This is a genomic window from Pseudomonas sp. RtIB026, from assembly GCF_016861355.2.
Taxonomy (GTDB): domain Bacteria; phylum Pseudomonadota; class Gammaproteobacteria; order Pseudomonadales; family Pseudomonadaceae; genus Aquipseudomonas; species Aquipseudomonas peradeniyensis.
In genome coordinates this window covers 4,967,835-4,980,664 of record NZ_AP023348.2, presented here as the reverse complement: position 1 = coordinate 4,980,664, position 12,830 = coordinate 4,967,835, and the positions used below count along the sequence as shown (strand labels likewise).

Genomic DNA, 12,830 nt, shown 5'->3' with positions numbered 1-12,830 from the left:
GCCATCGCGGGACAAGCCCACTCACATGTTGCCTTCTGGTTAGTGCAGAATGGCCGCACTTTCAATCTGCCAGGAGGTAAGCCCATGGAGGCTCTCGACGCATTGCTCAACCGTGTTTCCGTGCCACGCCTGACCGAACCGGCGCCCAATGCCGCCCAGCGCGAGGCGCTGTTCCAGGCCGCGCTGCGTGCGCCGGACCATGGCCAGCTGCGTCCCTGGCGCTTCCTGACCATCGAGGGACAGGGCCGCGAGAAGCTCGGCGAACTGTTCGCCGAGGCGGTGCAGGCCAAGGGCGATGCCACCCCGGCCGCGCTGGACAAGGCCCGGGCGATGCCGCTGCGGGCACCGTTGCTGATTGTGGTGGTGGCCCGGTTGCAGGAGCATTTCAAGGTGCCGAAGATCGAACAGCGCCTGGCCGCCGGCTGCGCCGCCCACGGCATCCTCGTTTCCGCCCACGCCCAGGGTATCGGCGCGGTGTGGCGCACCGGTGACATGGCGTATGACGTCCATGTGCACGAGGGCTTGGGTCTTGAGGCGAATGAAGAGGTGATCGGCTACCTGTATGTCGGCACGCCGATGGGCGAGCCGCGCACGGCGCCGGTCCTGGAGACGGCCAAGTACGTCAGCGCCTGGGGAGAGTGATGTGAGGCGGGGCCGCTCTGCGGCCCATCGCGGCACAAGGCCGCTCCTACAGGCGATCGCGGATTCTTGTAGGAGCGGCCCCGCGGTCTGTCAGACTGCACTGATATTGCAGGGAATCTCCAGCGTCGCAATAAACCCACTCTGCGGATGATTGCCCAACACCAGGCTGCCGCCATGGCGCTCTGCCGCCTTGCGCGCAATCGCCAGCCCCAGTCCATGCCCAGGTGCGTCCTGCCCCGGCGCCCGGAAGAACGGCTCGCCCAGTTGCGCCAGGTGCTCTGCCGCCACCCCCGGCCCATGATCGCGCACGCTCAGCACGATGCGATCCTGCTCCCGACGGGCATGCACCTCGATCGGCTGCCCGGCCGGATTGAAACGCAGGGCATTGCGCAACAAATTGTCCACCGCCCGTTCGATCAAGGTCGGCCAGCCGTGCAAGGTCAGGCCTGCCTGCGCTTCCAGTCGCACTTCCTGTTCCGGCGCCGACAGCTGGGCGTCCTTGCGCACGCCGCCCAGCAAGGCATTGAGGTCCACGGGTTCGGCATGGGCCTGGTCGGCATCGACCCGGGCCAGCACCAGGATCTCGCTGATCAGGTCTTCCAGGCGATCGCACTCGCGGGTCAGGCGCGGCCACAGGGCCTGGCGCTGCTCCGGCTCGGCGCGCTCGGCCAGGGCCAGGGCGATGCGCAGCCGCGCCAGCGGCGAGCGCAGTTCGTGGGACACGTCACGTAGCAACTGGCGCTGGCTGCCGATCAGACTCTGCAAGCGCGCCCCCATCTTGTTGAAGTCGTTGGCCAGCACGCCGAACTCGTCGCGGCGCACTGCCAGCCGCGCCAGGCTGTTCTGCTGGTAGCTGGTCTGCCCCAGGTCGTGCACCGCGCCGCGCAGGCGGCTGAGCGGGCGGGTGATCGACAGGGTCACCAGCAGGCTGAACAGGGTCAGTACCACCAGGGCGATCCCCAGGGCGCTGAGCGGCCAGATCAGGCTCTCGCGGTGCCAGGCGGCCAGTTCGGGGTGGGGGATGCGGTAGATCAGCAGGTAGGTCTCGCCGCTGGTGGGGCTGGTGTATTCCTCGGTCAGGCGGCGCCAGGGTAGGCGCCGCTCGTCGTTGTGCTGGCGCGCCTCGAAGGCGGCGGCGCGGCGCGGAAAGGTGCCGGGCACCACGGCGTCGCCGCTGTCATCGAGCACCTGCACGTCGATCTTGTAGCGCTGCTTGCGTCTTTCCAGGAAGCGCTGCGACGACTCCAGGCCGTCCTGTTCATAGTGCTGGGCCCAGTGGCTGGCCAGGTTGTTCAGGCCCGGATGGCGGCTGAGGATCCAGGTGTCCTGGTTGAGCATGTGCCCGAGCAGGATCGACAGCCCGGCGACCAGGGCGATGGCCAGCCAGAAGCTGGCCAGGATGCGCCAGAACAGTGAACGCAAGACGAGCACCTCCGAGAAATGGCGAAAGCCCGGCCCGCGGGGGTGCGGGCCGGGCATCGGGCTGACAGCTTACTGGGCCTTGCCGGCTTTTTCAGCCTTCCAGGCCTGGAACTCCTGCCACTCGGCCTTGCGCGCGGCGCGTTCCTTCTGCAGGTCGTCGAACTTCTTCTGCTGCTCGGGCTTGAGCAGGGCGCGGATCTGGCCGTCGGTCTTGTCGTGGCTGGCCTTGAGTTCGTCCTTCATGGCTTTCTGCTCGGCGGCCGGCAGCTTGGCCATGTAGCGCTCGGTGATGTCGCGGCGCTGCTGCATCTGCTCGCCCATCAGCTTGCCGATCTGCTGGCGCTGGTCGCGGCTCAGGTCCAGCTGGGCGAAAGGCGCGTCACCGCGATGATGCGGGCCGTCGTGGCGCGGGCCGCCGTCAGGCATGGCCATGGCCACGGTCGGCAGGGCGGCGGCGAACATCAGGGCGATCAGGGTCTTGCGCATGGTGTCTCTCCTTTCAGGGGCCGGTGGTTACCGGATGAGCCCAGTCTAGGGAGATCAAGGTCAAGGGCGGTCAGGTGAGGGTAAAGGGAGGGTAAAGTTGGCGGTAGCCGTCGTGCGGATCCTGTGGGAGCAACTGTCTTGCTGAGATCTTTCAACTGGCGTGATCTCTGTAGGAGCGGCCTTGTGCCGCGAAAGGGCTGCGCAGCAGCCCCGGGATTTCAGCGGTTTTGCAAAGATCGCCGGGGCCGCTTTGCGGCCCTTTCGCGGCACAAGGCCGCTCCTACAGGGTTCTAGTCGCTGTCAGAGGCTGTAGTAGTAGCCGCGGCTGCGCAGCGCGACGATGCGCGGGCGGCCGTCCGGGTGCGGGCCGATCTTCTTGCGCAGGTTGCTGACGTGCATGTCCAGGCTGCGGTCATAGAGCGTGAGTTTGCGACCCAGGCCGATCTGCGCCAGCTCCTGCTTGTCCAGCGGTTCGCCGGGCTGGCGCAGCAGCGCCTCGAGGATGCGGCTCTCGGACAGCGTGAGGGTCATCTCGCGCTCGTCGATGCTGACCACGCCGCGCACCGGACTGAAGGTCAGGTCGCCGATCTCGACCTGGCTGCTGGGCGCGCTGGGGTGGCTGCGGCGCAGCACGGCGCGCAGGCGGGCGGTAAGTTCGCGGGGGTCGCAGGGCTTGGCCAGGTAGTCGTCGGCGCCCAGCTCAAGGCCGAGTATGCGGTCCAGCGGCTCGCCACGGGCCGAGAGCATCAGCACCGGCAGGTCGGTGTGCTCGCTGCGCAACTGTTTGAGCAGTTCCAGGCCGCTGCCGTCGGGCAGCATGACATCCAGCACCACCGCCGCCGGGGCGTGGCTGGCCAAGGCCTGGCGCGCACTCTGGCCATCGTGGCAGGCGCGCACCGCAAACCCTTCCTGGGTCAGCCAGCTGCCGAGCAGCTCGCACAGTTCCTGGTCATCATCAATCAGTAACAGCTCGCTCATGTCTCACTCAATTCAACCATTGCCGGCGTCTTCTGTGTCCGCCGCTGGCTAAGATACCGCAGACTGCCGACAACAGTGCAACGACCGAGCCGATCAGGAACCACTGCTGCTGGTCGGTGAGCAGGCGCTGGGGGGCGCTGCTGGCGGCCTGCAGTTCCTTGACCGTCAGTTTCAGGCGCTGGTTGTCCTGGCGCAGGCGCGAGAGCTGGGCGCTTTCGCGTTCGCTGTCCTGGTTCTGCAGTTGCAGGGTCAGCGCGTCGCGCTGTTTCTCGCTCTCTTCCAGGCGCTGCTGCAGCTCGGTGATCCGCGCCCCGGCTTCCAGCGACAGCGGCTGCTCGGCCGCGGCGAAAGGGGACAGCAGTAACAGGCAAAGCAGCAGGGACATCGGACCTTGACGCATTGGAACTCCTGATTCGTATCGATTCAGGAGGTTGTCGGCCAGTTGTCGGAATTTATGAATAGTGCCGCGTGGGGTGTAGCTGGGAGCGGCTTTGTGGGAGCGGCGCACCGCCGCTCCCACAAAGCCGCTCCCTCAACAGCCTGTTACGGCAGGACTTGCTTGAACGGCTTGACCACGACCTTGTCGTAGACGCCTGCGGCGATATACGGGTCGGCGTCGGCCCAGGCCTGGGCGGCGGCCAGCGAATCGAACTCGGCGACGATCAGGCTGCCGCTGAAACCGGCGGCGCCCGGGTCGTTGCTGTCGATGGCCGGGTGCGGGCCGGCGAGGACCACGCGGCCCTCGGCCTTGAGCTGCTGCAGGCGCTCAATATGGGCGGGGCGGGCGGCCAGGCGTTTTTCCAGGGAGTTTTCGACGTCGCTGGCGATGATGGCGTAGAGCATGTCAGTCCTTGGGTTTGGAGGTGGAAGGATCGGCATCGTGCAGGTGGCGCGACAGATAGACACCCTGGGCCACCAGGAACAGCACGGTCATGCCGAGGCTGCCGAACACCTTGAAATCGACCCAGATGTCCTGGAAGGTGAAAGCGACAAACAGGTTGGCGGCGCCGCACACCAGGAAGAAACCGATCCACGCCAGGTTCAGGCGGGTCCAGACTGTTTCAGGGAGTGTCAGGGCGTGACCCATGATGCGCTTGATCAGCACCCGGTCACCGATGAAGTGGCTGCCGGCGAAGGCCAGTGCGAACAGCCAGTTGACCACCGGTGCTTTCCACTTGAGGAAGGTCTCGCTGTGGAAGGCCAGGGTCAGGCCGCCGAACACCAGGCAGGCGACCAGGGTCAGCAACTGGCCCTTTTCCAGCTTGCCGTGGCGCAGGAACAGCGCGCCGTAGACCACCACGGAGCTGGCGATCAGCATGGCGGTGGCGCTGTAGATCCCGCCGAACTCGAAGCTTTGACCGGCGAATTCGACCGGGCGCGGGTCCAGTTTGTAGACGATGAAGAACAGCAGCAGCGGGATGAAATCGATGAATTGTTTCACAGTGGCAGCCAGAAGCGGGATGTGACGGCATAATAACAAACATCGATTCCTGCGAAAGCGCTCCTCCATGAATGTTGATCTGCACTGTCACAGCACGGCCTCCGACGGCGCCCTGTCGCCCACGGCACTGGTCGCCCGGGCCCACGAGCACGGGGTGCGGACGCTGTCGCTCACCGACCACGACACCCTCGAAGGCCTGCCCGAGGCCCGCCAGGCCTGCCTGGACAACGGCATGCAGTGGGTCAGCGGGGTAGAGTTGTCGTGCACCTGGGGCGGCGCCACCATCCATGTGCTGGGTTACGATTTCCCGCTCGATGCCCCGCCCTTGCTCGAAGCCATCGGCAATCTGCATCGCGGCCGCTGGCTGCGCGCCGAGGAAATCGACCGCAAGCTGGCGGCCAAGGGCATGCCCGGCGCGCTGGACGGTGCGCGGGCCGTGCAGCAGGAACTGGGTGACAGCGGCAACGCCCCGGCGCGCCCGCATTTCGCCGAATTCCTGGTGCGCGCAGGCTTCGTCAAGGACCGTGGCGAGGCCTTTCGCAAGTGGCTGGGCGCCGGCAAGCTGGGGGACGTCAAGCTGCACTGGCCGACGCTGGAGGAAACCGTCGCCACGTTGCGCCAGTCCAATGCCTGGGTGAGCCTGGCCCATCCCATGCACTACGAACTGACCCGCAGCAAGCGCAGACGGCTGATTGCCGACTATATTCAGGCAGGGGGGCAGGCGCTGGAAGTGGTCAATGGGATGATGCCGCCCGAGCAGGTGGGGACAATGTCGATCCTCACCCGTGAGTTCGGCTTGCTGGCAAGCGCCGGCAGTGACTTCCACGGCCCCGGCACCTGGGGCGAGATCGGTGCCTACCGGCCATTGCCCGAGGACCTGCCACCTCTGTGGCGTCGATTCCGACATGAACAGTCTATGGCGGTATGAACAGGACGACTACGTGAGCCAATTTTTCCAGATTCATGCGGAAAACCCGCAGGCGCGCCTGATCAAACAGGCCGTGGAGATCATCCGCAAGGGTGGGGTGGTGGTCTACCCGACCGACTCGGCCTATGCGATGGGCTGCCAGATCGGCGACAAGGGCGCCATCGAGCGGGTGCGCCGCCTGCGTCAGCTGGACAAGAACCACAACTTCACCCTGTTGTGCTGCGACCTGTCCGAGATGGGCACCTTCGCCAAGATCGACACGGCGACGTTCCGCCTGCTCAAGGCGCACATTCCGGGGCCCTACACCTTCATCCTCAACGCCACCCGTGAAGTGCCGCGCCTGTTGTTGCACGACAAGCGCCGCACCATCGGCCTGCGCGTGCCGTCCAACCCCATTGTCCTGGCGCTGCTCGAGGAGCTTGGCGAGCCGCTGATGAGCGTCAGCCTCATCCTGCCGGGCGACGACGAGCCGATGACCGACCCTTACGAGATCCGCCAGCGCCTGGAGCATCATGTCGACCTGATCATCGACGGCGGCTTCGGTGACCTGAAGGCTTCGACCGTCATCGACCTGTCCGGTGACGAGCCGGAGCTGATTCGTGAAGGGTGCGGGGATCCGACGCCGTTCCTGGTCAACGCATGAGCCAGATGGAAACGCCCGAGGCGCCGACCGAACAGGCCGATGCCCCCCAGCAGTTGCAGCTGGCCCTGGTCTATGGGGAGGTGCTGACCGAGCTGCCGGTGGACCTGTACATCCCGCCGGACGCGCTGGAAGTGATCCTCGAGGCCTTCGAAGGCCCGCTGGACCTGCTGCTGTACCTGATCCGCAAGCAGAACATCGATATCCTCGACATCCCGGTGGCCGAGATCACTCGTCAGTACATGGGTTATGTCGAGCTGATGAAGAGCGTGCGCCTGGAACTGGCCGCCGAGTACCTGGTGATGGCCGCCATGCTCGCCGAGATCAAGTCGCGGATGCTGTTGCCGCGCTCCAGCGAGGTCGAGGAAGAGGAGGGCGACCCACGCGCCGAGCTGATCCGCCGCCTGCAGGAGTACGAACGCTTCAAGGCTGCCGCCGAAGGTATCGATGAGCTGCCGCGGGTTGGCCGCGACGTCGTCGTGCCGCGTCTCGAGGCCCCTCAGGCCAAGGTGCGCAAGCTGCTGCCGGAGGTCGCCCTGGAGGAGATCCTGCTGTCCATGGCCGAGGTCATGCGCCGCAACGACCTGTTCGAGAGCCACCAGATCACTCGCGAGACCTTGTCGACCCGCGAGCGCATGAGCGAGGTGCTCGAACGCCTCAAGGGCGGTGGCTTCGTGCCCTTCGTCGAACTGTTCACCCGCGAGGAGGGCAAGCTCGGCGTGGTGGTGACCTTCATGGCGATTCTCGAACTGGTGAAGGAATCGCTGATCGAACTCGTGCAAAATGAGCCTTTCGCCCCGATCCACGTCCGTGCCCGGGCAGAGTGACCTGACGACTACCGATGAACCTGAACGAACCCCGCGAACTGGCGTCGCTGATCGAGGCCTTCCTGCTCGCCTCGGGCAAGCCGCAATCCCTGGAACGCCTCTACGAGCTGTTCGAGGAGGCCGAACGCCCGGCCCCAGCCGTTTTCAAGAAGGCCCTGGACGTGCTGGGCAAGTCCTGCAATGGCCGCGCCTTCGAGCTCAAGGAAGTGGCCAGCGGCTATCGGCTGCAAATCCGCGAAGACTATGCACCCTGGGTCGGCCGCCTGTGGGAGGAGCGCCCGCAGCGCTATTCCCGTGCGCTGCTGGAAACCATGGCGCTGATCGCCTACCGCCAGCCCATCACCCGGGGCGAGATCGAGGACGTGCGCGGCGTGGCGGTCAACAGCAACATCATCAAGACCCTGATGGAGCGCGAGTGGATCCGCATCGTCGGCTACCGCGAGGTGCCAGGGCGTCCTGCGATGTTTGCCACCACCAAGGCGTTTCTCGATCACTTCAACCTCAAGAGCCTCGATGAACTGCCGGCGCTGGCCGAGTTGCGCGAGCTGGAGCCGGAACCGCTGCTCGACCCGGACGAGGCGCCGGTGCCCGCTCACCTGCAAGCCCTGGCCGATGCCAGCCTGGGCGAGGAGGGTGAGGAAGCGGAGCCCAAGGATGAGACCAGCTTCCGTTCGCTGCTGGTGGAGCTGGATGCGATGGAAGAAGGGCTCAAGACCGATTTCGATGATTTGCGCGATGAAGAAGAGCCTGAGGCCTCGGAGCAGGACGAGGGCAAGCTGCAGTCTTGATTTAACTACTGCCTGTGCCGGCCTCTTCGCGGGTAAACCCGCTCCCACAGGGGTATCACAAGCTGTGGGAGCGGGTTTACCCGCGAAGAGGCCGGCCCTGATCAGACAAAGGCCATTTGGCAGAAAAACACTTCCAATTCCACAAAACACTCTACTCTCCAGTGCGTTGCGCGTATGATGCGCGCCCGCTTTCACTACTACACCGGGAGGTGCCCAGATGAGTGACAAAGACCTGCAAGACCAACAACCCACCCCGCCGTCCGGCGAAAAACTGCAGAAAGTACTGGCGCGTATCGGCGTCGGCTCGCGTCGTGACGTCGAGGCCTGGATCGGCCAGGGCCGTATCAAGGTCAACGGCGTCGAGGCCACCCTGGGCCTGCGCGTCGACCTGCACGACGCCATCACCGTCGACGGCAAGCTGATCAAGCGTGTCGAGGCCGCCGAGGCGACCCGCCGCGTGATCATGTACAACAAGCCCGACGGCGAGATCTGCACCCGTGACGACCCGGAAGGCCGCCCGACCGTGTTCGACCGCCTGCCGCGCCCGAAAGAGGGGCGCTGGATCAACATCGGCCGCCTGGACATCAACACCACCGGCCTGCTGTTGTTCACCACCGACGGTGAGCTGGCCAACCGCCTGATGCACCCGTCCTATGAAATGGACCGCGAGTACGCCGTGCGTGTGCGCGGCGAGGTCGACGACGACATGGTCGACCGCCTCAAGGCCGGCGTGGTGCTCGAGGACGGTCCGGCCAAGTTCACCGATATCCAGAAGGCACCGGGTGGCGAAGGCTTCAACCACTGGTACCACTGCGTGGTGATGGAAGGCCGCAACCGTGAGGTGCGCCGCCTGTGGGAGTCCCAGGGCGTGGTGGTCAGCCGCCTGAAGCGCGTGCGTTTCGGCCCGGTGTTCCTCAACTCCGATCTGCCGATGGGTCGCTGGCGCGAAATGAGCCAGGGCGAGATCGACATCCTCGCCGCCGAAGTCGGCCTGCAGCCGGTGGCGCTGCCGGAGATGAAGCTCAAGGCCAAGGACAAGCTCGAGCGCCTGCAGCGCAAGTCGACCCGCCCGCTGGGGCGTGGCGAGCGTGTGCGCACCCTGCGTCCGGCCGCCGAAGGGCAGGGCGAGCGCCCGGCGCGCGCGCCGCGTGAAGAGGCTGCACCACGCAAGGGCAGCCGCGGCAGCGCGGTGGCCGAGCGCCCGAGCGAGATGCGCAAGCGTCCAGCCCGTCCCGAAGGCGACAAGCCAGCCGGTCGTGGTCGCGGCAAGCCGCGTGGCTGATCTGGCCCGGTAACGAAAGAGCCAGCCTTCGGGCTGGTTTTTTTGTGCCTGTTGAAAAGGAAGTCCCTCGATACGCATCCCAGTGTAGGAGCGGGCTTGCCCCGCGATGGGCCGCAAAGCGGTCCCAAGTACCTGAACAGACAGAATTTTTCCCGACCGGTGGCAAATTTTCAAACCACCTTGTAAAGAAAACTATACGATTCTGGGCCTTTTCCCCGGCTTGCCTGTGCTTCCCCACTCTTCGTCACAAAATCTTTCCAAGACTTGCGCGCCAGAGCCTCCCCGGTCCCCTTCACCCCCTTCCCAAACCCCCGCCCAAACGTTGAGATAGCGCCATTGCCGTGTGCAGAGCCAGGCAGGATAGCCAGGCATCGAAAACAACAAAATGGAGGCGCCATGTACGCCGATCACTCCGCCTTTTCAGGCCTTCACCCCAGGACCGGTGCGTTTTTTCCACAGGAAACGATGCAACGCGTTGACGCCTGCGCGTTTGCAGGGGTATACAATGCGCCGCGTTTTACCTGTGACCCCCTTGCGTACCGCGCACGCTTGCTGACACCCGGTTGATCCGCACCTGGCTACCAAGGCCACGAGCGACTTCCCGTCACAAGTATCCAAGGTAACCACCTTGCCCATTCCGCTGCGCCACGAGTGCGGTGGGTCCGATTCCGTCACAGATAAAAACAAGCAGGTGACTTCGTTCATGAGTGGACATAATTCACAGTCTGGCGAACTCAAGCGTGGCTTGAAGAACCGCCATATCCAACTGATCGCCCTGGGTGGCGCGATCGGCACCGGATTGTTCCTGGGCTCGGCCGGCGTGATGAAGTCCGCCGGTCCGTCGATGATCCTCGGCTATGCGATCTGCGGTTTCATCGCCTTCATGATCATGCGCCAGCTCGGCGAGATGATCGTCGAGGAGCCGGTGGCCGGCTCCTTCAGCCACTTCGCGCACAAGTACTGGGGCGGTTTCGCCGGCTTCCTGTCGGGCTGGAACTGCTGGGTGCTGTACATCCTGGTGGGCATGTCGGAGCTGTCGGCAGTGGGCAAGTATGTCCATTACTGGTGGCCGGAGATCCCGACCTGGGTCACCGCGGCGGCATTCTTCCTGCTGATCAACGCCATCAACCTGATGAACGTGAAGTTCTTCGGTGAAGCCGAGTTCTGGTTCGCGATCATCAAGGTCGCCGCCATCGTCGGCATGATCGGCCTGGGCGCCTACCTGCTGACCAGCGGCAGTGGTGGCCCGGATGCGTCGGTGACCAACCTGTGGGCCCATGGCGGTTTCTTCCCGCATGGCGTCAGCGGCCTGGTGATGGCCCTGGCCTTCATCATGTTCTCCTTCGGTGGCCTGGAAATGCTCGGCTTCACCGCGGCCGAGGCCGACAAGCCGAAGACCGTGATCCCCAAGGCGATCAACCAGGTCATCTACCGCATCCTGATCTTCTACGTGGGTGCCCTGGTGGTGCTGCTGTCGCTGACCCCGTGGGACAGCCTGGTGGCCAGCATCGACGCGTCCGGCGGCAGCTATGGCAGCAGCCCGTTCGTCCAGGTCTTCTCGCTGCTGGGTAGCGACGTGGCCGCGCACCTGCTGAACTTCGTGGTCCTGACCGCGGCGCTGTCGGTGTACAACAGCGGTACCTACTGCAACGCCCGCATGCTCCTGGGCATGGCCGAGCAGGGCGATGCCCCGGCGGCGCTGGCCAAGGTCGACCGTCGCGGCGTGCCGGTACGTTCGATCCTGGTGTCGGCGGCCGTGACCCTGATCGCGGTGCTGCTCAACTACCTGATGCCGCAGAACGCCCTGGAGCTGCTGATGTCGCTGGTGGTAGCGACCCTGGTGATCAACTGGGCGATGATCAGCTACTCGCACCTGAAGTTCCGCCAGCACCTCGACCGCACTGGCCAGAAGCCGCTGTTCAAGGCGCTGTGGTACCCGTACGGCAACTACCTGGTGCTGGCCTTCGTGGTGCTGATCCTCGGCATCATGCTGCAGATCCCTGGCATCCAGGTGTCGGTGTACGCCATGCCGGTATGGCTGGTGGTGATGTATGTGTTCTACGTGCTCAAGAGCAAGCGTGGGGCGCAGGCCAACGGCGCTGCCGGTAGCGTGGCCAAGTAAGCGTCGAGGCGCTTCGGCAAAACCCGATGCCGGGTGACTGGCATCGGGTTTTTTGTTGCCTGTGCCGGCCCATTCCCGGGTAAATCCGCTCCCACAGGAGGCGCAGAACCTGTGGAAGCGGGTTTACCCGCGAATGGCCGGCTCTGGCAATCGATGACTCAGATCTGTTCCAGCAACCAGCCACGAAACGCCCGCAACGAAGGCAATGCCTCATTCCTTGGCGGGTAGATCAGGTAATAACTGCGCTGGCTGGCAAACGGCGCCCCCGGGCTGAACAGCTCGCCACTGGCCAGTTCCTCCTCCACCAGAATCCTGGGCACCAGGCCAATCCCTATCCCCGCCCGCACCGCCTGGATCAGGTGCGACGTCAACTCGAAACTCGGCCCCAGGCGCATCGCCCGGTGGGGCAGGGCGTGGTGGGAGAACCATTCTCCCCAGGCATGGGGGTTGTTGGCGACGTTGAGCAGCACCTCTTCGCTGATCCGCGACGGGCTCCAGTCCTGGCCGTCGCGAGCGCAGTCCGGCGGGAGGATCACCAACAGTTCCTCGGCGTGCAGGCGATGGCAGACCAGCCCGGGCAGGTCGTGGGTGGCCACGCCGATGGCCGCGTCGATCTCGCTGGTGTCGAAGTTGATCGCTTCGATACGAGAATGAATGTGCACCAGCATGCCCGGATGAGCGCCATAGAACGCATGCAGGCGCGGCAGCAGCCATTTCGAGCCGAAGGTCGGTAGGGTCGCCAGGCGCAGGGTACCGACCCCGGACTGATAGGCCAGGGCTTGCAGGGTGGCGCTGCGGATACGCCCCAAGGCTTCGCTCAGCTCGCGCTGGTAAAGACGGCCCACGTCGGTCAGTTGCACCTGGCGCCCCTCGCGGCGGAACAGGGTGAGCCCCAGTTGCTGTTCCAGCGCCTGCACCTGGCGACTTACCGCGCTCTGGGTCAGCGACAGCTCGGCGGCGGCGCGGGTGTAGCTTTCATGTCGCGCGGCGGCCTCGAAGGCCAGTAGCAGCGACATCGAAGGGGTGAGGTGGCGGTAATTCATTCATAAAGCTCATCGATAGCGGCAGGAATATCCGTTTGCCCCTGGCGCGAAACTACAGGAACATGGGCGTATTCGTCATGCGGTATAGATCATTCATACCGTAGTCGCAGGAAATACAACATCTCGTGGGAGCGGGCTTGCCCCGCGATGGCGCCATCGCGGGGCAAGCCCGCTCCCACGAGATGTTGCAATGCCTGGAACCCGTGAACTAGCCAATATCGAATAGAGGCC

The 12,830-nt window shown here is 64.9% G+C and carries 13 protein-coding genes and 1 pseudogene; 7 read left to right on the top strand and 7 right to left on the bottom strand.

Annotated features, from left to right (window positions below; genetic code table 11):
• Window positions 1-84: 84 nt before the first annotated feature.
• Window positions 85-642, top strand: a complete 558-nt coding sequence (locus tag PRtIB026_RS22265; protein WP_203651505.1) for a nitroreductase family protein — start codon at window positions 85-87, stop codon at window positions 640-642.
• A gap of 90 nt (window positions 643-732) precedes the next feature.
• Here the strand turns inward: PRtIB026_RS22265 and PRtIB026_RS22260 are convergent, their stop codons facing one another.
• The 6 genes from PRtIB026_RS22260 to PRtIB026_RS22235 form a co-directional block, all read right to left on the bottom strand.
• Complete coding sequence (locus tag PRtIB026_RS22260) at window positions 733-2,121, bottom strand: sensor histidine kinase (RefSeq protein ID WP_203651506.1); 1,389 nt, start codon at window positions 2,119-2,121, stop codon at window positions 733-735.
• A gap of 12 nt (window positions 2,122-2,133) precedes the next feature.
• Window positions 2,134-2,550, bottom strand: a complete 417-nt coding sequence (locus tag PRtIB026_RS22255; protein WP_203651507.1) for a Spy/CpxP family protein refolding chaperone — start codon at window positions 2,548-2,550, stop codon at window positions 2,134-2,136.
• A gap of 300 nt (window positions 2,551-2,850) precedes the next feature.
• Window positions 2,851-3,528, bottom strand: coding sequence for a response regulator transcription factor (locus PRtIB026_RS22250; protein ID WP_110739854.1), 678 nt, complete (start codon window positions 3,526-3,528; stop codon window positions 2,851-2,853).
• Between the two features lie 7 nt (window positions 3,529-3,535).
• A complete protein-coding gene (locus PRtIB026_RS22245) occupies window positions 3,536-3,928 on the bottom strand; it encodes a translation initiation factor 2 (protein WP_203651508.1) in 393 nt (130 codons plus the stop codon).
• Between the two features lie 143 nt (window positions 3,929-4,071).
• A complete protein-coding gene (locus PRtIB026_RS22240) occupies window positions 4,072-4,371 on the bottom strand; it encodes a YciI family protein (protein ID WP_186732960.1) in 300 nt (99 codons plus the stop codon).
• Window position 4,372: 1 nt separating this feature from the next.
• Entirely contained in the window at window positions 4,373-4,969 is a 597-nt protein-coding gene (locus PRtIB026_RS22235) for a septation protein A (protein ID WP_050706754.1), read from the bottom strand.
• A gap of 67 nt (window positions 4,970-5,036) precedes the next feature.
• Here PRtIB026_RS22235 and PRtIB026_RS22230 point away from each other — a divergent pair, with 67 nt between their 5' ends.
• From PRtIB026_RS22230 to PRtIB026_RS22205, 6 genes and pseudogenes are all read left to right on the top strand, one after another.
• Entirely contained in the window at window positions 5,037-5,897 is an 861-nt protein-coding gene (locus PRtIB026_RS22230; RefSeq protein ID WP_203651510.1) for a PHP domain-containing protein, read from the top strand.
• A 13-nt stretch (window positions 5,898-5,910) separates the two neighbouring features.
• Window positions 5,911-6,540 carry an L-threonylcarbamoyladenylate synthase gene (locus PRtIB026_RS22225; protein ID WP_082337815.1) on the top strand — a complete coding sequence of 210 codons (630 nt, stop codon included), beginning with the start codon at window positions 5,911-5,913 and terminating at the stop codon, window positions 6,538-6,540.
• A 125-nt stretch (window positions 6,541-6,665) separates the two neighbouring features.
• The gene (locus PRtIB026_RS22220; RefSeq protein WP_203652615.1) at window positions 6,666-7,364 is read left to right on the top strand and encodes a segregation and condensation protein A; all 699 of its coding nucleotides are present in this window, start codon (window positions 6,666-6,668) and stop codon (window positions 7,362-7,364) included.
• A gap of 14 nt (window positions 7,365-7,378) precedes the next feature.
• Window positions 7,379-8,134: pseudogene (scpB, locus tag PRtIB026_RS22215) on the top strand (SMC-Scp complex subunit ScpB); the annotation flags it as partial.
• A gap of 235 nt (window positions 8,135-8,369) precedes the next feature.
• Window positions 8,370-9,434: a 23S rRNA pseudouridine(2605) synthase RluB gene (gene rluB / locus PRtIB026_RS22210; RefSeq protein ID WP_203651515.1), complete on the top strand. Its 1,065-nt coding sequence runs from the start codon at window positions 8,370-8,372 to the stop codon at window positions 9,432-9,434.
• Window positions 9,435-10,137: 703 nt separating this feature from the next.
• Window positions 10,138-11,556, top strand: coding sequence for an amino acid permease (locus tag PRtIB026_RS22205; protein ID WP_203651516.1), 1,419 nt, complete (start codon window positions 10,138-10,140; stop codon window positions 11,554-11,556).
• A gap of 158 nt (window positions 11,557-11,714) precedes the next feature.
• Here the strand turns inward: PRtIB026_RS22205 and PRtIB026_RS22200 are convergent, their stop codons facing one another.
• Window positions 11,715-12,599, bottom strand: a complete 885-nt coding sequence (locus PRtIB026_RS22200) for a LysR substrate-binding domain-containing protein (RefSeq protein WP_267812970.1) — start codon at window positions 12,597-12,599, stop codon at window positions 11,715-11,717.
• Between the last annotated feature and the right edge of the window lie 231 nt (window positions 12,600-12,830).